The following is a 20,461-nucleotide window of genomic DNA, read 5'->3' on the forward strand; positions in this document are numbered from 1 at the left end:
AATGAGGTGTTATTTCATTTTATTAAACACTGTCAAGCAACATATTTAATAGACCATAGACGCAATACAACTAACGATTTGCACTTATTTTTTTGGTGCGAAAGTTGAGATTGGAAGAAACAATAAATACACAGTTATCACTTTCCCATAAAGGAAGGGTTTCAACTTCTATTCCATCTATCTTCATCCCCAGCCCAAAAAAGATAACGGTCCTCTTCCTAGTCGGATTAACCCAATCAAGAATATGCTCCATCTTTTCCGCTCGTACTTTTCGAGCACAAAAGGGAAACAATCGCTTTTCACAAGGCCAATCACTTTCCTGATTTCCAGCTAGTAGAAAAAAACAGGTCATTTTCGAATAGGAACTTTTCCAAATCTCTAATCTTTTTTGGTCTAATAAGCTTTCATATGCTGTATACCAAGTAAAGTTAGATATACCTATCGACCGAATTCCTACTTTATCAGCAGCTTCAAAAGGCAGTGGAGAAATATCAGAGACTACCAAATCTATTTTCATTTGTTGGAAAAATTGAACCTCTAATTGAATCTTGTTTTCCCAATTCTCCACATACCGATCAAATTCTTTCGCTAGCTTCTTCTTATCTGGCTCTAGGCTTCCTTCTTTTAAAAAATAGCCAACATCTGTAGCAATCTTTCGAAAGGTAACTTGATTATATGGAAGTGAGTTCTGCAAAAACTCCATCGCAAAAGCATGACATATAATGATGCGATAAGAAGGTTCTCGCTCTAAAAGTTCACGAATAATGGCAATAGAACGGGCAGCATGACCAAATCCATAGTCAGAAATATAGTATGCGATTGTTTTCATTGTAGGTACTCCTTTAAGCTTAATTCTTTTGCTACCCAATTTATTTATCTTTTATTTTAAACTTTTCTCTAGTTGCAAATAAAGTTTTATCGTTATATTTATCTATTCACTATTCAGACAGTACCTCAAGAAAATGATTGCTATTATTATTTTTACCTTTTTCTCCTTAAAATAAGAGAATTTAAGAGAAAAAGAAACTAACATGATTCAGCCTTTCCTACCTTCCCAATAGATTTCTAAATATAACCATCCTATAATGAAAGTATTACAGAGAAAATTGGAGTGATAATCTTGTTGACAATTGGTTACATCGGTAATGGAAAAAGCACCAATCGCTATCATTTGCCCTTTGTTTTGCAGCGGGAAAATATAAAGGTTAAAACCATTTATAGAAGAAATCCTTCTAATGATGCTTGGAAGAAGCATGATCAAATCTATTATTCTTCCAATTTAAATGAATTACTAACTGATCCGGAAATACAGCTAATTGTCGTTTGTACTACTCATTCCTCTCATTATGAATATGCAAAAATGGCTCTTAATCATAATAAGCACGTTTTAGTAGAAAAACCATTTATGATGACATCTGAGGAAGCAGAAGAAATATACGCTTTAGCTAGAGAAAAAGGGCTAATTGTACAATGTTACCAGAATCGTCGCTTTGATTCTGATTTCTTAACGACACAAAAGGTTATCGATAGTGGAAAACTAGGAGAGGTTTTAGAAGTAGAAATGCATTATGACTATTTCAGACCAGAAGTACCAGAATCTAGCCGTGATTTTCAATACTATAATAGCTTTTTATATGGACATGGCTGCCATACTATTGACCAAGCAATCTCTTACTTTGGCAAACCGAATAACATTCATTATGATGTAAGACAGCTTCTTGGCAGTGGAAGAATGAATGATTATTTTGATTTAGATTTATATTACGATACGTTAAAGGTCTCTATTAAGTCGAGCTATTTCCGATTAAAGGAACGCCCTAGCTTTGTGGTCTATGGAAAAAAGGGTGTTTTTGTGAAACATACAAAAGACCGACAAGAAGAACATTTAAAGCTTTTTTATATGCCTGATCAACCTGATTTCGGCATCGACCTTCCTGAACACTACGGGACATTAACTTATTTAGATGAAAACGACCAATACCATGAAGAAAAAGTAGTTTCCGAGCGAGGCGACTATGGCAGAGTGTATGACCAATTATATGAAGTAATAATAAATGGGGCAGACAAACAAGTAAAAGATGAAGAAACAATGCTCCAAATGCACATTCTCGAAAAAGGCATGGAAGAATGTAAGTAAGTAAAGTGACGGTTCCTCTGATGTAAGCACGAGAACCGTCACTTTTCCCCCTTATTTCATCACTGCAACTGGATTTTCATATACTATTTCTCCATTGATTACGGTTTGTTTAATCGGGATGTCTTTGATGTGGTCTGGTTTTGTATTTAGAATAGATCCCTCTAGAATGACAAAATCCGCTAGCTTTCCTGGCTCAATGCTTCCTTTCATTTCTTCTTCAAAGGATGCGTAGGCTCCATTTATAGTAAAGATACGAATAGCATCTTCTAGAGAACTACATTCTTTTTCCCCAATAATCGTTCCATTTTTTGTTTTGCGAGTAACAATTTCTTGTATGCCTAATAGTGGTTCGAAGTCTGTAATTGGGCTATCTGATCCAGCTGCCACCTTTACTCCATGTTCTAGGTAGGATTGGGAGGGAAACATCCACTCTGCCTTCGAGCCAATATATTTTACATATTCATCCCCAAAATCATAAAAGAAAGCTGGATTTATGACAATGACGGCATTCAACTTCTTTATTCGTTCCACCAGTTCTGGATTACATACAGAGGCATGTTCAATGCGATGGCGGTGATTTTCTCGAGGGAATTCGTTCACCACATGCTCGATACAATTTACCATCATTTCTACTGCTCCATCGCCAATCGCATGGGCAGTAATTTGACAGCCGGCATTGTGGGGGCGTTCCATTATGGTATTGACATCATCTTGGCTTTTATACAAAATGCCTTTATTAGTTGGATCTGTTACATATCCCTCACTCATAGCAGCAGTTTGCCCTGTGATACTTCCATCTAAAAACAATTTACTAGGACCGATTTTAAACCTTTCATTGCCTAAACCTGTTAAAATGCTTGCATCTAATGTCTTATCAATAGCATCTGAAGAGTTATCAAAAGATACAATGGACGCATATATTCGTAATTTAAAGTCTGCGTCTTTCGCTACTTTTTGCAAATAAAGGAGATGGTCACTTCCTTTTCCTCCCATATCATGAACACTTGTAATACCTGCTTGCATATAGTCTTTCGCTGCCAAATGTAAGCCAGAAAAAACTTCTTGTTCTGTATAAACATCTTGATCGATAACTAGCATACGGGCTGCTTCCTTTAAAACGCCTGTTACTGCACCATCGACTCTTTCAATTTCGCCTCCTTCTGGATTCAGCGATTCAGCAGTGATCCCGCCAAGTTCTAACGCCTTACTATTCGCAGCAATTACATGCCCACATGACCTTTGAATATAGATAGGATGCACAGTAGAGACAGAATCTAACTCTTTTTTATTAGGCATACGATTTTCTGCAACATTATTATCGTTATACGCCCAGCCTCTCACCCAGCTTCCCTCAGGTGTTAGTTCTGCCTTCGCCTTAAGCAATTCCAACACCTCATCAATCGACTTACAGGCTTTTAAATTTGTTGACACCTTTGTCAGTCCAAAATTAAGAAGATGAAGATGGGCATCAATAAATCCAGGCAATAACGAATTTCCATTAAGATCTATGACAGTGGTTTCCATTCCAATCCAACTGTTTATTTCTTCATTAGATCCGACAGCAGCAATTTTATTGTCTACAACCGCCACTGCTTCATAAACGGAAAACATATCATCCACCGTAATAATTTCACCATTTATATATACTAAAGAAGCTTTCATTTTTTCTCCTCCTTCACCCACTAATCTTAGGAAGAATAACAGAATAAGCTTCATCCAATGACGTACGAATAATCGAGATTGCTTCATCAATTTCTGCTTTTTTCACAATAGTTGGAGGAATAAAGCGAATGACATTCTTATCCACCCCACATACTAGTAGCAATAACCCTTTATCTAATGCCTTTTCTTGAAGGATACCAGCTACTTTTTTATCAGGCTCTCCGTTTTCATCAAAAAACTCTATACCAATCATTAACCCTTTTCCACGGATATCTACTATTCTTGTAAATTCTGTCCGCAGTCCTTCTAGCTTCTCGATAAAGTAGTCTCCCATTAGAGCAGCATTTTCGATTAATCCTCCTTCTAGCAGGTCGATTACTGCTAAAGCAGCTGCACAGGATACAGGATTCCCTCCATAAGTTCCACCATGAGACCCTTCTTCCCATTGATCCATTATTTCTTTTTTCGCAATCATGGCACTCAGTGGAAATCCATTAGCAATTCCTTTTGCTGCTGCCATAATGTCAGGCTTAATGCCGTAATGCTCCCATGCAAACATTTTTCCAGTACGTCCAAAACCTGTCTGCACTTCATCAAAAATAAGCATAATTCCATGTTTGTCACAAATTGCTCGAATTTCTTTGATAAATTCCAATGGCGGAACAATATACCCTCCTTCCCCTTGGATAGGCTCTAATATGATTGCCGCAACTTGATCGGGAGCAATTAAATAAGAAAAGATATCCTCTAAGCTCTTCAAACAACGTTTTACTTCATCCCCTTCTGATAAACCGGAGCGTAAAGCATAAGGGTATTCTGCATAATAGACACTTGGCAGTAAACCTTCATAGTTTTTTCGATAATGGGAACTAGAAGCTGTTATACTAGTTGCGCCCATTGTTCTTCCGTGAAAGCTTCGTTTAAAGGAAATAATCCCTGATCGCTTTGTGACCCGCTTCGCTAGTTTTATCACACCTTCAACTGCTTCTGCTCCACTATTAGAAAAATAAACTTTATAATCTCCTCCCATTAACGCAACTAACTTCTCCGCTAATTCTACATATGAGGGATAGTAGACAATGTTATGGCAACCATGTACTAAAGAATCAATTTGTTTTTTTGCCTGCTCATTTACATAGCGATGATTATGCCCTACATTTGTAACACCAATGCCACTCCCAAAGTCTAAATACTTCTTCCCGTTTTCATCATATAAATACATTCCTTCTGCCTTCACAATCCCTAATTCTGTAATTCTTTTTCCCACTGGTGGAATGACAGATTGTGCTCTTTCATATAAAGACCTTGATTCCATTAGGCAAAACTCCCTTAACTCAATTTTTAACTGGTACTACCGGTTGGATAACCTTAATATAAAGCACTACTTATCCCTCTGCAATCAATCGGTAATATAATCTAACACACTTTTTTATAATTTTCTGATTTTTTACCAATAAAAAAATAAACCAATAGCGTTCCACTGGTTTATTCCAAAGTACTATTCACTTGCCTTCCTGCGTTTTCTAACAGATGAATATCTTCCTTGACTGTATTTAGATGCTGCTTCATTACTATTACTGCTCTCTTTTCATCCCTAGTTTGTATTGCTTCAATCATTTCTAAATGCTGCTTTTGCGCCAATTCAATACTTGCCGGATTAATCTTTGTCAAATAAACAACTTGATCAGATAAGTCGGAAAAGGATTTGGTTAATATATAAAATAATTCATTGGGTACCGATTTTGCTAGCTCCATATGAAATTTTGCATCTAATTGAACATATTGATCCACGAAAAAACGATTTTGCTCCATTTCTTCATAAACAGATTTCAATCTATCTATATTTTCCTGTGTAGCATAGATCGATGCCCTTTGAATAATAGAAATTTCTAGTACTTCACGAACCTCTAGTATATGGCGAATACCAGATAAAGACTTATCGACAAATCGACTTAAGGTATCTGCTACAACAGAAGTTTCTGGTTTCTTTACATAGGCTCCCTTGCCAACATGTACTTGTACGTAACCTTTTTCCTTTAATATTTTTATTGCCTCTCTTACAACATTTCTACTTACTTGGTAATAAGTCGCTAGTTCCCTTTCGGACATTAGTTTTGAACCAACTTTTAATTCCCCATTTAAAATACTATTCTCAATTGTTTTTACAATATCATTATAAAGAGCCTCGTTCATGCTGTTTACCACCTTTTACGAGAACATTTTCATCCTACCGGTAATACCGGTTTATTCTGAATATTATTACTTTAACATTTTTTCCCGCATCTGCCTAGCAATCACTTTGGTTTACGTTAAATGAACGCACTCTACTACGATAAATAGTCCTTTATAATAATACTTTATTTCTTTAATCTGTAATCCAGCGTTTTTGATTATTTCTACCGTATTTCTATTTAAATGGCAGCCATCACAAATTTTTTTCCATAGTGGTGTTAAAAGATCTTGTGTCTTTGCCAGTACAGCATTCTCCATTTTCACATGCTCAAAGAAGTAAAAGGTTGCATTTGGTTTACTTACGCGAATCATTTCTTTCAATGCCGCTTCAGGGTTAGGAATCGTACAAAAAACAAGAGTAGAAATGACATAATCAAACGTTTGATTAGGAAAAAGAAGCTGTTCTGCCTTTTGCTCATGACAAAAAATTGGCACAGATGCCTTCTCTAATTGTTTTTTTGATTTCTTTATCATAGAAGGATTCGGTTCAATCGCATCTACTCGCTCCACATCTCGATAGAACGAGAAATTTTTCCCCGAACCAGAGCCGATTTCCAACACTCTTCCCTTTACTTTGCTGAGCAGTTCTTTTCTTATTGTGTAAAATCTTCCCTTTTCTAACGGCTTCATTCCAAAATCATATACATATGGAAACAAATTCCCCATGCTACTGCCTCCTTCGTTACCTTTATTATACCTTAAAAGGAAAACACACAGAGGGACGGTTCTTATGTAATAGTACTCATTAGAACCGTCCCTCTATGTTCAATATTTCTTTAATTTCAAGTAATAAGAATGAAGTGGATGTTTATTCGCATATCTGGATATTTTGTAGTTTTTTAATTCTGTATGTTTTACTAAATTGCACTCTATTATTGTATATAATAAGCGCTCAGCAGGAATTCTATTACGTAGTTGCATGGTACTGATAGAATCAAAATTCGCAATAAACCAAGGGATAAATTGTTGGATTTCCTTTGAATTCACTTGTTTATTTTTCCCATTATATTCTATTACTCTTTGAATAATTGCGAGCGTATGCGGATCAATTGCTTTATTCGATAAAGTATCTCCTATATAGGAATGAAAAAGATTTTCCAGAAATGAATTTACTCTCTTATTAACAACCAACTCCTCTGAAAATACGCCTGCTGCTTGCATTGGATTCTTTTGGATAAACCGAAATTTCGTAAAATCACTAGGATGGATAAATTGTGCTAAAAGAATCAGGAAGTTATAGAAAAAGAAAAGATAGCCAATTTCAACTGTAATAGGGTGAAACAATAATAATATTCCTATTAAAACAGAAAATAAATTAGCAAATATTCCACCGAATGATATATAGAAAAAATCTTTTTCGAAGAAGCGGTTAAGCTTTTCTCTAGAAGTGATTACTTCATTAAAGTTCAGCATAACAAATCCGCCGGAAAGCAGTTGAAATGGTCGCAATCTAAAATTTCGAAAAGTATTATTATAAGCTTCCATACAACCTGCTTTAAAAATTCTAAATGGATATTCCAATTGACGTGCCATTAAAAGATGTCCCATTTCATGAAGTAAAACAGAAAAGATATAAATAATCAAACACTTGCCAAGAAAAGTAAAAATGGAAAAATCCACCTTTCCAAAAACAGATTGGAGCATTAAAAAGTAGCCTATCGATCCAATGATAATCATTGTCATCATCAAAATAACAATTAGGATATTCCACCTTGAAGAATATTCAACTGTTTTATCCCACACATAGTCAGCAGAACTCGACATGTTTTCACATTTATCTATGAGTTACCCATCTCCTTTATCGTGTCTGTGTGAATATAAAAGCTTTCCACTCATCATCCTTTTAAATATGTCATACTTCTTTCATATATGAATTTTAAAAATATATAGTTTCCTCATAAGTATGTCTCTTTATCATTTACTGGCTTACCCCTTTAACATTTTAGAATCAAAAAGATTTGATAATCCAAGAAATAACCCTAGAACAACTCCCAATTGTAAATTACTGAAAGTGTAAATTTCAGATAATAAAAAGCTTATTATTCCACATAAGAAGAAAACAATAGAAAATATTGCTTTTTCCTTCCCTGAATCATTTATTTTCCCATGTAATTTTTCCATCCATGAAAGTTTTTTATACAAGGAAATAAACATAATCCTTATTAAAAGGTAAATTGGTATAGCAATAAGCAATATCACGAATAAATCCAAAAAGAATTCCATTTCTTCTGCTCACTTTCCAATTTTCAGATAATAAAAATGATAGGTTCATGAATAATATAATTATATCTGAAAATGCGTCTTCCATTCGTCTAACTTATTTTTAAATGTTATAAATATTCATATTATTATAACCCTTTTTTAGTAAAAAAAAATAAGTCTTTTTGATTATTTTTACTATTTACTGGAATTTGCGGGGATTTTACTTACTTTATTAACATCATTAACTACCTCCGAAAAAGAGTATGCATCAAATATCTCTGCTTTCCTATCCTTGGTTGCAAAACATTCTTTATACTATACTAATAAATAAGTTACATACATAATGAAAGAGGTGAATACATTGAAGATCGGTCTTATTGGATTAGGAAATATTGCGAAGAAAGCGTATTTACCTGTGCTATCTGAAAAAGTAGGGATAGAGCTCGTTCTTTGTACAAGAAATGAGGAGACACTAAACAAGCTATCAAAGAAATATAGAATAGAAGAAAAGGTTCAAACAGTAGAGCAACTCATTAGCAAAAATATTGAAGCGGCTTTTGTTAGCACTGCTACTGAAGCACATTTTGAGATAGCGAAAGAATTATTGGCGCATGGTATCCATGTATATATTGATAAACCCATTTCAATGGATTATGAGGAAACAGAAAAAATTGTCAATCTAGCAAAACAAACGGGCAAAATAGCGATGGTTGGATTCAACAGAAGATTTATCCCCAAAGTGAAGGAATTAAAAGAAAATGGGAAGGCAAATCTCATTCTTATGCAAAAGAATCGCTACGCTATGCCAGACTATATAAGAAGATTTGTTGTCGAAGATTTTATTCATGTAGTAGATACGCTTAGATTTTTAATGAATACGGAAGTAAAAGATGTAAAGGTTGAATGCCTGAAAGAAGGCAAAACACTTAATAGCTTAGTTATCCAAATGATTGGGGAGGGCTGTATTGCAATTGGAATAATGAACCGAAATGGTGGCGTAACCGAAGAAATCATTGAATATTCCACAGGCAAAGATAAGTATGTCGTAAACAGCCTTGTGGAAACAACCCACTTCCATTACAAAGAAATCCACATTTCTAAATTTGGAGACTGGGAACCAACACTATATAAACGCGGATTCTATCAGATCATTGACCATTTTATTGATTGCATTCAAAACAATAAAGTCCCAGAACCATCAATGGACGACTCATTAAAAACACATGAGATTTGCGAAATGATAGTTAGGGAAGCAGAGGAACGGTTCTAACTTCTAACCTCCCTACTTCATAAAGGCATCTATCCCTTTAATGGTATAGATGCCTTCTTATTGCAAATATTCCAGGGAAGCAAGAAAACAATGCCCTTCTCACGAATCCCTATATTTTTTCTTCTGTTTCTTTATGGAAAAAATGGCATTTATCCATGTCCAAGTAAAATGGAATGGTTTCTCCTGGTTTTACGTTGGTACTGCCGTCTACTTTTGCTACATAGGAATTGTCTTTGCCGATGGAAGAATAAAGGAGGGTTTCTGCTCCCATTAGTTCCACCACATCAACCTTTGCATTTACTTGTGCATAGGATTGATGATCATTTTGTTTTACATAAATATTCTCTGGTCTGATACCAAGAATAATATCCTGTCCAGATTTATTTATTCCCTTTAATTTTTCTACCTTTTCCTCTGGCAAATGAATGATCTCTCCCTCTGTGAGAAAGGAATTTCCTTCGATTCTACCTGTAAAGAAATTCATTGCAGGTGATCCAATAAATCCTGCAACAAAAACATTAACTGGATCATCATAAACCTCTTTTGGTGTCCCTACTTGTTGAATCACGCCATCTTTCATTACAACTAATCGAGTCGCCATCGTCATCGCTTCTGTTTGGTCATGTGTTACATAAATCGTTGTCGTCTGCAGTCTTTGATGGAGCTTTGATATTTCTGCACGCATTTGCACACGGAGTTTTGCGTCTAGATTGGAAAGTGGTTCATCCATTAAAAATACCTTGGCATCTCTGACAATCGCCCGCCCTAAAGCAACACGCTGCCGCTGCCCTCCAGAGAGAGCTTTTGGCTTTCTTTTTAAATATGGTTCTAATCCAAGCATCTTAGCGGCTTCCTCCACGCGTCGCTTTATCTCCTCTTTAGGAAATTTGCGAAGCTTCAGTCCAAATGCCATATTATCAAAGACATTCATATGAGGATATAAGGCATAATTTTGGAAAACCATGGCGATATCTCGATCTTTAGGGGCAATATCATTTACTAATTCATCATCAATATAAAATTCACCCTTCGAGATTTCCTCTAGCCCTGCCACCATTCTCAATGTCGTCGATTTACCACATCCAGAAGGTCCTACAAATACGATAAATTCTTTATCTTTAATATGTAAATTAAAATCTTTCACTGCTGCCAAATCTTTATCGTATATTTTGTAAATATGCTTTAAGTTTAATTCAGCCATACTATTCCTCCTAATAACATCCTAAAACGGGATTTTTTCTTTACTTCTAAGAGTTCGCTTCCTTGCAATCACCGCTAATCTAGATGTTTTTTAAGCAGAGGTATAGCATCAGTATCTGCTCTTTTTTGCAAGTAATACAACATTTATATTCTATGAATCAAATAATGATTACATGGAAGCATAATATTCCCTTAAATCTATCGGTAACCCAGTGTCCTGCGATTTATTTGCCGCGAGCGTAGTAGCCAGTGTTTGAATACCATTTTCATAGGATGAAAGGATTAACTCAGGCTGATTATAAGTGATTGCTTTGATAAAAGCTTGATCCTGTGCCTCATAATAATTTAACGTTGGTCGATAGGTAATTGTTGAATAAAGGAACTGCATAAATTACCGATTGCATCAGACTATCTTACAAGACTTATGCATCTACCTATTACCCTATAACCTAAGAACTCTACTTTTGGGGTTTTATCGTAAATATTTGTGGAGAAGTAGTTGGTAATAACAAGCTGTTTCCTACTCACTAGAATCATTGAGTTCTTGTTTTAAGGAATATTTAAGCCACTATTAATAAACATGAATTTTTGTTAAGTATGTGTAAAAGGAAGAACTTTCCAGATATCTTGGTTACAACGGTAAGTGCAATTATAGGCATCTTCGGTTAACGAAGGTGCTTTTCTATTGGAAAAAAATCGTAAAACAACTAGTGCTAGAACAAATAATCCTCTTCCCTCCAAAAAGATTCAGTTGCTGAACTAAAATTTTTTAACATTTTACTTCACCTGTCGTAGTATATATGGTAAAGTATAATTACTACGACAGACATAGTACGATAAGTGAAGTATTAGAAAGGAGGGATTTTGTGATAAGCAGTGATGTCATACGAGGATATAATGACACCATTATTCTTTTTTTCCTATTGGAAAAGGATTCTTATGGTTATGAGATCTCCAAAGAAATAAGAACACGAACAAATGAAAAATACATTATTAAAGAAACAACTCTATACTCAGCCTTTAGCAGATTGATTAAGAATAACTATATTAACTCCTATTACAAAGAAGGCGAATATGGAAAAAGAAGGACTTACTACACCATTACTGCAGAAGGAAGAAAGTATTATCAGGAAAAATGCCAAGAATGGGCCGTTACACAGGAAGTAATTAACCTATTTATTAAGGAGGGATATAATGAATAGCATCATTAATTATTTAGACAATGTCTTTGCTAACTTGCCGAAAACATCCGAAATGGAAAAGCTGAAACTAGAAATGCTTTCAAACATGGAGGATAAATATTATGAATTAAAAGAAGCAGGTAAATCAGAAAATGAAGCAATTGGGATTGTGATATCAGAATTTGGTAATATTGATGAACTTTTAAGTGAGTTGGATATTCCATTAAACGAAGCAAAATCACAAGAACGACAACTCTCAGAAGACGAAGTGAATCATTTTTTTCAGCAAACAGCAAAAGCGATGAACTTGATTGGGATTGGTGTGTTCCTTTGCATACTTGGTTCTGCCCTACTAGTTCTCTTTACAGAGTTATATGACGATGGTTTTCTAAATGGTGTTACAGAAAATACAGCAGCATTAATCGGTGTAGCTCAATTACTTCTATTTGTTGCAATTGCCGTGAGTTTATTCATTTATAGTGGTCAACTATTAGAGAAGTTCAAATTCATCGAAAAAAAGGGAACCTTCTCCCTTCCTCTTCATTTGGTTAAAAAAATTGAGATGCAAAAAGAAGCCTATCAACCAATCTTTTTTCGTTCGATAATCATTGGTGTTTCCCTTTGTATTTTATCACCCGTCGTTTTATTAGTGACGATTGCCATAAATGAATCAGCAACAACATATGGTGTTTGTGTTCTACTACTTCTTATCGCAATAGCTACTTACCTCTTTATTGTAAGTGGCGCCAAAATGGACGCCTACGCAAAACTATTAAGGGACGAATCGTATTCCATTGAAAAGAAGCAGGAAGATAAAGTAATCGGTGCCTTCGCAGCAATTATTTGGCCACTTGCCACCGCCATTTTCTTATTCACTGGATTTGTATACGAAAATTGGCATATAAATTGGATTATATTTCCGATAGCAGGTCTATTAATGGCCATGTTTGGTGGAGCCTATTCCATTATGAAAAAAGAAAATTAAAGAAAACATAGGGACGGTGCTGGAAGTGGCTTGTCCTCCAAGTACCGTCCCTATTGGTCAATTATTTGGCATTTTCATCTGGTTGATGAATCCCAAATAGATTTCCTTCCGTATCTGTATAGTAGCCTTGCCATGCCATACCAGGAAGTGCGTGCTTAGGAAGTGCGATGGTTCCTCCATTTTCAAGAATTTTTGTTTCTGTGGAATCATAGTCTTCCACCCCCATTGTACAAGCATACCCATTTACAGCTTGATTTTTATCTGTGAGAGGAACGGAGCGTTTTATTAAAGCACCATTAATTCCCATCTCGCTTTCATCGCCGGTTACTGCCCCAAAATAAGGCATACCAGCATAATCACTCCAATCTTCAAATTTCCAATCAAAAACTTCTCCATAAAACTTTTTTGCGCGTTCCATGTTATCTACGTGAATTTCGAAATGAATTGGTCTTCCCATTATTCGGACCTCCTATTTTAATGAATCTTCTGATTTATTTCTATTAAAAGCCGAGAACTCCTTCCCCATTATTGTAAATATTCTATTTATTTATACATGAGACGCAGGAAATGGTACTTCCCTAATTTCTTCTAATGATTTTACAAATAAATACATTAAATGGAGGAACGAACACATATTAAGAATAACAAAGATTATAACGGAGGTTTGTCATCTATGAATTCCCATCTATTACTTGGACTCATTCTATTCTTTCATGCCGTGCTTATACCTAGTAATTATTTTAGTATAATCAATAGTCACCCTTCCCAGCAACAAGTTAAGGAACAAGATTTTTTGTGGAAATCTCCTAGTTTACCTGTGATCGACACAGAAGAATTCACTAAAGTTATGGATGAATTAGATAACCAGGTTTACATTGCGCCAAAGGATGCCATCGTTAATCAGTATGGGAGTATCGTTCCTGAGCAAGTTGGCTATCGCTTGCATCGGGAGAAATTTATCAGACAAATGTATGCGCATTATTTTAATGATACTTCCAGTAAACAAGAACTTCCCCTTCAAGTAATTTATCCTAAAGTAGATAGCGAGCTTCTAGATAGTATTCGAAGAAAAAAAATCGGCAGATATATAACTTCCTTTAACAGTAATAACAAAGAACGAAGTATGAATATTTCGCTAGCTACAGAGGCAATTAATAATAGCGTTATTTTTCCAAACGAAAAATTTTCTTTTAATCAGATTGTTGGAAAAAGAACGGTAGAAAAGGGATATTTACAAGCTCCTGTCATCATAAATGGAAAGTTTTCGGAAGATATTGGTGGTGGAATTTGCCAAGTATCCTCTACTCTATTTAATGCGGTTGACAATGCTGGATTAAAGATTATTCAACGCTATTCACACAGTAGAAGTATTCCATATGTCCCTCCTAAACGAGATGCAACGGTTAGTTGGGATGGACCAGATTTTGTTTTTGAAAATAACTATGAAAGACCCATACTCATCCGCGCTAAAATGCTAGGTAATCATTTACTTATTGAACTATTTTCGGCTGAAACGATTTCCTATCAGCCTAGAAATGTTCCATACCTTTAAAATTTACTTAATTGACATAACCATATACATGCCTTAAACTTCTAAGCATTCTTAAGGAAAGGATGTTATTGGATGAACAAGCAGCAAACATCGACTCCATCTCAAAAGGATAAAGCCGTTTCCTTTTTAATGCTTGTAGCAACAGGAAAAGTTCGCGAAGCGTTTCATAGCTACATAGGTCCTGACTTTCGCCATCATAATCCCTTCTTTAATGGCGATGCAGATTCATTAATGATCGCCATGGAAGAAAATGCCAAGCAAAGTCCTAATAAGAAGGTAGAGAGCAAGCTAGTTATCGAAGAGGATGATAAAGTAGTGGTGTATTCCCATATAAAGCAACATCCAGAGGATTTAGGAGGAGCAGTGGTGCATATCTTTCGCTTCCAAAACAACCAGATTGTTGAATTGTGGGATATTGGCCAGCCTATCCCAAAGGATTCACCGAATAAGAATGGAATGTTCTAAAAAAAGAGGGACGATTCTCGTGTGTACAAACAACACAAGAATCATCCCCTTATCCCTCTTACAAGTATTCTTTTTTTATTTCTACGTTACTTCGAACCGTATCAATAGGTCGAACGAGCTGTTCAATCTTTTCTCTATTGGATTCAAAGAATGGTGGTAAGGATAATTTTTCGCCAAGCGTTTCGTAAGGCTCATCCCCCATGAAGCCAGGGCCATCTGTTGCTAATTCAAATAGGATTTGCGGTGCCACATTAGAGTATAGAGAACCGAAATAATAACGTTCTACAAATCCAGAATTCGGTAATTTAAAACTGCTCAAACGCTCTTGCCATTGATCTAATTCTGCACGATCTTCCACGCGGAAAGCCGCATGGTGAACTGTTCCAAATCCTTGTCGTGCCTGTGGAAGAATCGTATTGAATTCCACAATGACTTGTGCACCATTTCCCCCTTCTCCCATTTCAAATAGATGGAAGTCCCCTTCTTGTGCAACCTCATTCATCAAGAATACCTTTTCTAATACTTCCTTTACATAGTCAAGATAAGCAGTTCGTACAAATATTGGTCCTAGCCCAGTGATTGCAAATTCCAATGGAACTGGCCCATTTTGCCACGGCGTACCTGCTGTAACCCCTTCATTCTGTTCATCGGAAATCAGTTGATATTGCTGATCATCAAAATCTACGAAAGACAATGTCTTTTTGCCAAACTGTTCTTGAATTCCTTTATGCTTCACTTCATACTTATCAAAGCGTTTGACCCAATATTCAAGAGCAGCATCAGTTGGCACGCGGAATGATGTTTTCGAGATTTCATTTGTACCATGCACCCCTTTTGGTATCCCAGGAAAATCAAAAAATGTCATATCTGTACCAGGGCTTCCCACATCATCTGTAAAGTATAAGTGATAGGTTTGAATATCATCTTGATTGACCGTTTTCTTTACTAATCGAAGTCCTAAAACGTATGTGAAAAATTCATAGATTTTTTCTGCACTACTTGTGATTGCTGTAATATGATGAAGTCCTTTTAGTTCATTCATTTACTTTTTCCTCCTTGAAATTATCTCGAAATTGAGATAATTATATAAAAAAATATTCTTAATTAATATATCTTTAATTCGAAATAATTTTATCATCTTATATATTTTTCGTCAATAGGAAAGAAAACAGGCCATTATAAATACCCTGCTATTTTTCTATTTTCCTTCTATCAATCTAATTGCCAACCTTACTCTCCCTATATTACACTCTTCTCTCCTTCTATCTCCACAGGTCTTTTTTATCTAAATATTTTATTAACCCAAAGAATCCTCTAATTGTAAATAAAGTGAAATTTACGCTTGCAAAAGTATGTAGTGGTGACCATTTCTTCCATTTGAATAATTTACTGTTTTTCTCAAAGTACCATTGGCCAAAGCTCATTGGGACACTAAACACAAGACTTTTTAATAATTTCTTTCCTAAGTGATCTCTTTCCGTCATTTTTACCCAAAGCACACTTAATAAAGAAAAAAATAACACATCATAAATGATATTTGTTTTAAAGATCTTCGGAAAAGGACGGACTGGATAGGAGATTTTTTTTGTACCCACAACATAAGCATCTACTAATGTTGCAAGAACACCTTTAGCGAAAAATATTAAGAAATTTTCTCTTCTTTTGCCTCTAAACAAAAATGGAACAGTTGCCACACAACCAGCTGTTAACATGCGCAATAATATTTTCTCCATGGATAATCCCCTGCTTTCAAGATTAAGATTCTATCTTAATCTCCCCATTTAGTCATAAAATATTCGGTTAAAATAACATTCTCCTAAATTATGCATACCTTTCTTTTCCATTTAAGAATCATTAAAATCATCTTAGTTCTCTTTCAAATAAAATCACATCTAAAAAGCTCCTGTTATTTAATGCTTAAAAAATCCTTTCAATATCACCACTTAAAAGACAATCTACTAAGCATTTGTGAATTTTATGTGCATTTAAAGGGTTTCCCTTTGTGTTTCAAGCACACTTATTTTTAATTACTTTGCAAACGTGTGATTACCAATTCTTACGGTAACTTCTTTTGTTAGAATCCACTCACTTTTTGCTGTTTGGGGATTGTAAAAATACAGGGATCCACTCCCTTTTCCTCTATATGCTACTGCCTCATCTACTGCTCTATAATCTATAGTGGTTGGATTATTATTTATTTTTCCATTTTGAACTGGAGAAAAAGCATAATAGCCATTTGAACGTTCATAAATTACTTCTCTTATTGTTTTTGGGAAAAGGTCACTATCTACACGATTTAAAACTACAGTCGCTACTGCAACTTTTCCAGCATAAGGTTCTCCTTGTGCTTCGGCAAAAATCAATTGAGCTAATAAAGTTCTTTCACTTGCGGTAATTGGTTCTGGTAAACTTAATCGTTGCCCTACATTTAATTTATTATCTTTTAAATTATTTGCTATTTGTATAGAACCTATAGGAACTCCACTTTGCTGACTTATTTTCCATAGAGTGTCTCCAGATTTTACTGTATAAAGAGACGATGCTTCTGTATTTACTCCAAAAAAGGATGACAATAATATTACTAGAAACACAGAATATAAAAATTTATTCGATTTCATATAAACCTCCTAGTATTAATGTCCACAGGAATCATATTATCAACGAAACTATCTATTTACTACCTCCAATATTTTCCCATTCACTTTAAGACGATATTATTAAGATTTCTTAAATGTGGCACATGTTTCCACTTGAACTTTTACACTATTAATAAATCAAGAATCTATTATTCTTAATCATACTTTAAGGAAAGAGCTTGACTCCCCATTTGTTTCCACGCATCTATAAAAGGACCTAATGGTTCTTTTTTGTTTTTTTCACCACTAATGGGATCATTAAAATATACAAAAGATTCATCATATCCTGTAATTAACACCGAATGTTCTTTATACGTTATTTTAACTTTTCCATTTGGTGTCTCCCATTCTTCAAAGGAGGAGTTAGGTAATTTTTGATAGGTTGTATTCGTTATTATCCAAACCGGCCTGTCCTTTGAAAGATATAATTTTAGTTCCTCAAACTGTTTTCCTGTTAGATTATCTATTTTGTTTGGTAAATACTCTTCCGCCAACTCTATTATAGGCCTGTGATAAACTCCATAGCCTGGTTTACTATAAGAATACATATCTCCAATATATCCATCATTGGGATCTCCCCAATGTATCTTTCCATTTTTAGTTGATAATGGGGTCTTATCTCTTTCTATTTTTTTAGCAAGTTCCATTTTATCTGTTTTAACTTGATAATATTGTAAGAACATTGCTAAGCTAGTCACTTCACAGCCCCTAGGTAACTCAGGAAACTGCTTAATTATAGGTGCATCTAGTAAAATTTCCTTCTTAATTGTATCAGCTTTTTTAGATGGTTGATTTACTTCCTTAATTATGTCCTTAACTTCTTTAGGCTCTTCTTCTCCCTTTTTCATCATAAATTCCGGTAGTGGTATATCTACAATTACATCCTTACGTAAAATCCTCTTTAGTTTGCCATTATCAATACTAAATAAAGAAACTAATATAATTAAATACAAAGTAGTAAGAGAAATTATAACTATATTAGTTCTTTTTACAAGTAATATTATTAAAACACTTGTAATCAACAAACTTATCATAATTAAGATAATAAACTGAAGTTTCATCACTATTCTCCTAACAACTTAATAATAATAACTTAATACCTTAGTAGTTTAAGTTTATAATCAAATCATCAAAAAAGTATGGAGAAAGAAGGTCATCTTAAATCTGCACAATTTCTTCAATAATGACTTCTATAATAGAAAAAAATATTATTCAAGAGAAATTAAAAAGGTGTGGAAATGACTGTGTATAAAAGGAGAATTTATAATAATGGACAAATTGCTGTTCCTAAAAAATTACAGCAACAGTTGAACTTTAATGCCGGAGACCTTTTATTTATATATATACTAGACAAATCCATCATAATAAAAGCAAACCATGATAATAAAGATTTAAATCAATGTTATTTAAGTGGAAATCGTATTTCTATACCTAAGGAAATAAGAAATATACTTGGAATAACAAGTGAAACACCACTTATTATGGGTATTACAGATGATAAAAATGGAGTTTTTATAGAGATTGAAATGTAATACAATGAATTTTTATCCTTCAATTTTTTCTTAATAATTGAGAAAAACAAAAAAGAACACCTTAAGTGGAGTCAAAACTTAAGGTGTTCTTTTGTTATATTACAAATATCATCATTTAGGCGAAAGTTCATTTAGTTTTCTATGCAATTCCCTATTTTCATTTTCTAATTTAATGACTCTTTCATCTAATTTATTATTATTCCTATTATGACTATGTCCTCCATGACTTTTCATCATAAATAACATCATAATTGGGCATACAAGTACTAGCAAAATAGATAACCATTCCATTTTTATCACTCCTTTACTTTTTATTAGAATAATGTTAAAATAAGGATTTTTTATCAAGAAATTATGAACATATTTTTAACTTTCATTTTTATTGAGTAGCTAATTTTAATGTCGCTAAATTTTCTCGCATTACAGAAAAGTAATCATCTCCTTTTTTTATTTCTTTATTTGTTAGACCTTCAATGGGATTTAATGTTAAAGATTTTGCCCCAATAGTATCTTTAACTGTTTCTGCTACTTTTGGACTTACTAAAGTTTCAAATAATATATAATTTATTTGCCTTTCATTAGCAAAACTTATTAATTCTTTAAGCTTTTTAGGAGATGGCTCATCGGATGGAGAAATTCCTGTAATCGGTATTTGTTCCAATCCATATCTATTAGTCAAATATCCAAATGCATTGTGCGAAACTATTACTTCTTTTTGCCTAGGATTAGATAATGCTCCAGTATACTCCGAATTTAATTCATCAAAGTTAACAGCTATTTTGTTAAAGTTATCTTCATAAACAACTTTTCCATCTGGGTCCAGTTTAATTAGCTCTTCCTTAATAACTTCAGCTATTTGCTTAGCTCGTATAGGATCTAGCCAAAAATGGGGATCGTATGATTTATCTTCCTGGCCTTCTTTATCAACAGGTTCCGTACTCTCACCAGTTTCTCTTAAAGTCAATAAATCAACATATTCACTAGAATTAATAATCTTTGTATCTTTCGCATCAATACTTTTTATCGTATCTGTTACCCAACTTTCATACCCAGCACCATTGTATATAAATAAATCAACTTCATTTAGATTTGCCAAATCTTTTGGTGATGGTTCATAATCATGTGGCTCAATACCAGGTTGCACAAGATTTATAACTTTAGCTCGGTCCCCTGCTATCTTTGTTGTAAAATCATATAAAGGGTAAAAGCTGGTCATTATTTTTAAACTTTCATCAGCAGTTTTTTCATTTGTGTTTTTGTTGTTATTACAAGCAGCTAAAAAAATGACCGATACAACAAACAAGATAAAAATTTTACTTTTAAACATGGTATCTCCTCCAAGATTCAATCTTTAAAGTAAGTAATTCTAAAAAAACATTAACCTAATTAACACTTCTTTAATCAAGT

Annotated in this window: 22 protein-coding genes; 7 read left to right on the plus strand and 15 right to left on the minus strand. The window is 34.2% G+C overall.

All coding sequences use genetic code 11. The features are described from left to right. Window positions 1-70: 70 nt before the first annotated feature. Window positions 71-829 (minus strand): hypothetical protein, encoded by a 759-nt coding sequence (locus ACTQ5K_RS20135; RefSeq protein WP_441994240.1) that lies wholly within the window; start codon window positions 827-829, stop codon window positions 71-73. A gap of 291 nt (window positions 830-1,120) precedes the next feature. On the opposite strand from ACTQ5K_RS20135, the gene ACTQ5K_RS20140 reads away from it, so the two are divergent. After that, complete coding sequence (locus ACTQ5K_RS20140; protein ID WP_048718807.1) at window positions 1,121-2,137, plus strand: Gfo/Idh/MocA family oxidoreductase; 1,017 nt, start codon at window positions 1,121-1,123, stop codon at window positions 2,135-2,137. 51 nt (window positions 2,138-2,188) lie between these two features. Here the strand turns inward: ACTQ5K_RS20140 and ACTQ5K_RS20145 are convergent, their stop codons facing one another. The 5 genes from ACTQ5K_RS20145 to ACTQ5K_RS20165 form a co-directional block, all read right to left on the minus strand. Next, window positions 2,189-3,799, minus strand: coding sequence for an amidohydrolase (locus ACTQ5K_RS20145; protein ID WP_048718810.1), 1,611 nt, complete (start codon window positions 3,797-3,799; stop codon window positions 2,189-2,191). Window positions 3,800-3,812: 13 nt separating this feature from the next. Next, entirely contained in the window at window positions 3,813-5,114 is a 1,302-nt protein-coding gene (locus tag ACTQ5K_RS20150; protein WP_048718812.1) for an aspartate aminotransferase family protein, read from the minus strand. 170 nt (window positions 5,115-5,284) lie between these two features. Further along, complete coding sequence (locus tag ACTQ5K_RS20155; protein WP_048718815.1) at window positions 5,285-5,992, minus strand: FadR/GntR family transcriptional regulator; 708 nt, start codon at window positions 5,990-5,992, stop codon at window positions 5,285-5,287. A 111-nt stretch (window positions 5,993-6,103) separates the two neighbouring features. Further along, window positions 6,104-6,697, minus strand: a complete 594-nt coding sequence (locus ACTQ5K_RS20160; protein WP_048718817.1) for a class I SAM-dependent methyltransferase — start codon at window positions 6,695-6,697, stop codon at window positions 6,104-6,106. A 99-nt stretch (window positions 6,698-6,796) separates the two neighbouring features. Next, window positions 6,797-7,795 carry a site-2 protease family protein gene (locus ACTQ5K_RS20165; protein ID WP_048718820.1) on the minus strand — a complete coding sequence of 333 codons (999 nt, stop codon included), beginning with the start codon at window positions 7,793-7,795 and terminating at the stop codon, window positions 6,797-6,799. A 799-nt stretch (window positions 7,796-8,594) separates the two neighbouring features. Between ACTQ5K_RS20165 and ACTQ5K_RS20170 the strand changes: the two genes are divergently transcribed. Further along, window positions 8,595-9,503 carry a Gfo/Idh/MocA family protein gene (locus ACTQ5K_RS20170; protein ID WP_441994241.1) on the plus strand — a complete coding sequence of 303 codons (909 nt, stop codon included), beginning with the start codon at window positions 8,595-8,597 and terminating at the stop codon, window positions 9,501-9,503. A gap of 109 nt (window positions 9,504-9,612) precedes the next feature. Here the strand turns inward: ACTQ5K_RS20170 and ACTQ5K_RS20175 are convergent, their stop codons facing one another. Both ACTQ5K_RS20175 and ACTQ5K_RS20180 read right to left on the minus strand, forming a co-directional pair. Continuing rightward, window positions 9,613-10,704: an ABC transporter ATP-binding protein gene (locus ACTQ5K_RS20175; RefSeq protein ID WP_031537481.1), complete on the minus strand. Its 1,092-nt coding sequence runs from the start codon at window positions 10,702-10,704 to the stop codon at window positions 9,613-9,615. Window positions 10,705-10,872: 168 nt separating this feature from the next. After that, window positions 10,873-11,091, minus strand: a complete 219-nt coding sequence (locus ACTQ5K_RS20180) for a hypothetical protein (RefSeq protein ID WP_152910848.1) — start codon at window positions 11,089-11,091, stop codon at window positions 10,873-10,875. Window positions 11,092-11,569: 478 nt separating this feature from the next. On the opposite strand from ACTQ5K_RS20180, the gene ACTQ5K_RS20185 reads away from it, so the two are divergent. Continuing rightward, window positions 11,570-11,905 carry a PadR family transcriptional regulator gene (locus ACTQ5K_RS20185; protein WP_235251497.1) on the plus strand — a complete coding sequence of 112 codons (336 nt, stop codon included), beginning with the start codon at window positions 11,570-11,572 and terminating at the stop codon, window positions 11,903-11,905. After that, window positions 11,898-12,869: a permease prefix domain 1-containing protein gene (locus ACTQ5K_RS20190; RefSeq protein WP_235251498.1), complete on the plus strand. Its 972-nt coding sequence runs from the start codon at window positions 11,898-11,900 to the stop codon at window positions 12,867-12,869. The genes ACTQ5K_RS20185 and ACTQ5K_RS20190 overlap by 8 nt, the downstream gene beginning before the upstream one ends. Before the next feature lie 61 nt (window positions 12,870-12,930). Here the strand turns inward: ACTQ5K_RS20190 and ACTQ5K_RS20195 are convergent, their stop codons facing one another. Continuing rightward, entirely contained in the window at window positions 12,931-13,326 is a 396-nt protein-coding gene (locus tag ACTQ5K_RS20195) for a VOC family protein (protein ID WP_235251499.1), read from the minus strand. A 216-nt stretch (window positions 13,327-13,542) separates the two neighbouring features. Here ACTQ5K_RS20195 and ACTQ5K_RS20200 point away from each other — a divergent pair, with 216 nt between their 5' ends. After that, window positions 13,543-14,421 (plus strand): VanW family protein, encoded by an 879-nt coding sequence (locus ACTQ5K_RS20200; RefSeq protein ID WP_031537471.1) that lies wholly within the window; start codon window positions 13,543-13,545, stop codon window positions 14,419-14,421. A gap of 72 nt (window positions 14,422-14,493) precedes the next feature. Then, window positions 14,494-14,886 (plus strand): nuclear transport factor 2 family protein, encoded by a 393-nt coding sequence (locus tag ACTQ5K_RS20205; protein ID WP_031537470.1) that lies wholly within the window; start codon window positions 14,494-14,496, stop codon window positions 14,884-14,886. A gap of 58 nt (window positions 14,887-14,944) precedes the next feature. Here the strand turns inward: ACTQ5K_RS20205 and ACTQ5K_RS20210 are convergent, their stop codons facing one another. The 4 genes from ACTQ5K_RS20210 to ACTQ5K_RS20225 all read right to left on the minus strand — a co-directional run bounded on the left by ACTQ5K_RS20210 (window position 14,945) and on the right by ACTQ5K_RS20225 (window position 18,583). Then, window positions 14,945-15,928: a ring-cleaving dioxygenase gene (locus ACTQ5K_RS20210; RefSeq protein ID WP_031537468.1), complete on the minus strand. Its 984-nt coding sequence runs from the start codon at window positions 15,926-15,928 to the stop codon at window positions 14,945-14,947. A gap of 220 nt (window positions 15,929-16,148) precedes the next feature. After that, on the minus strand, window positions 16,149-16,619 hold the full coding sequence (locus tag ACTQ5K_RS20215; protein WP_031537467.1) for a CBO0543 family protein: 471 nt from the start codon (window positions 16,617-16,619) through the stop codon (window positions 16,149-16,151). A 294-nt stretch (window positions 16,620-16,913) separates the two neighbouring features. After that, window positions 16,914-17,504, minus strand: a complete 591-nt coding sequence (locus ACTQ5K_RS20220) for a cell wall hydrolase (RefSeq protein WP_235251501.1) — start codon at window positions 17,502-17,504, stop codon at window positions 16,914-16,916. A gap of 173 nt (window positions 17,505-17,677) precedes the next feature. After that, complete coding sequence (locus ACTQ5K_RS20225) at window positions 17,678-18,583, minus strand: C39 family peptidase (protein ID WP_031537466.1); 906 nt, start codon at window positions 18,581-18,583, stop codon at window positions 17,678-17,680. A gap of 177 nt (window positions 18,584-18,760) precedes the next feature. On the opposite strand from ACTQ5K_RS20225, the gene ACTQ5K_RS20230 reads away from it, so the two are divergent. Next, a complete protein-coding gene (locus ACTQ5K_RS20230; RefSeq protein WP_441131596.1) occupies window positions 18,761-19,054 on the plus strand; it encodes an AbrB/MazE/SpoVT family DNA-binding domain-containing protein in 294 nt (97 codons plus the stop codon). A gap of 111 nt (window positions 19,055-19,165) precedes the next feature. Here the strand turns inward: ACTQ5K_RS20230 and ACTQ5K_RS20235 are convergent, their stop codons facing one another. Then, complete coding sequence (locus ACTQ5K_RS20235; protein ID WP_031537463.1) at window positions 19,166-19,345, minus strand: DUF2933 domain-containing protein; 180 nt, start codon at window positions 19,343-19,345, stop codon at window positions 19,166-19,168. Between the two features lie 88 nt (window positions 19,346-19,433). Continuing rightward, window positions 19,434-20,381, minus strand: a complete 948-nt coding sequence (locus ACTQ5K_RS20240) for a metal ABC transporter substrate-binding protein (protein ID WP_441994242.1) — start codon at window positions 20,379-20,381, stop codon at window positions 19,434-19,436. Window positions 20,382-20,461: the final 80 nt, after the last annotated feature.

The sequence above is a fragment of the Niallia sp. Sow4_A1 genome (assembly GCF_052116745.1).
Classification (GTDB): domain Bacteria; phylum Bacillota; class Bacilli; order Bacillales; family Cytobacillaceae; genus Niallia; species Niallia hominis.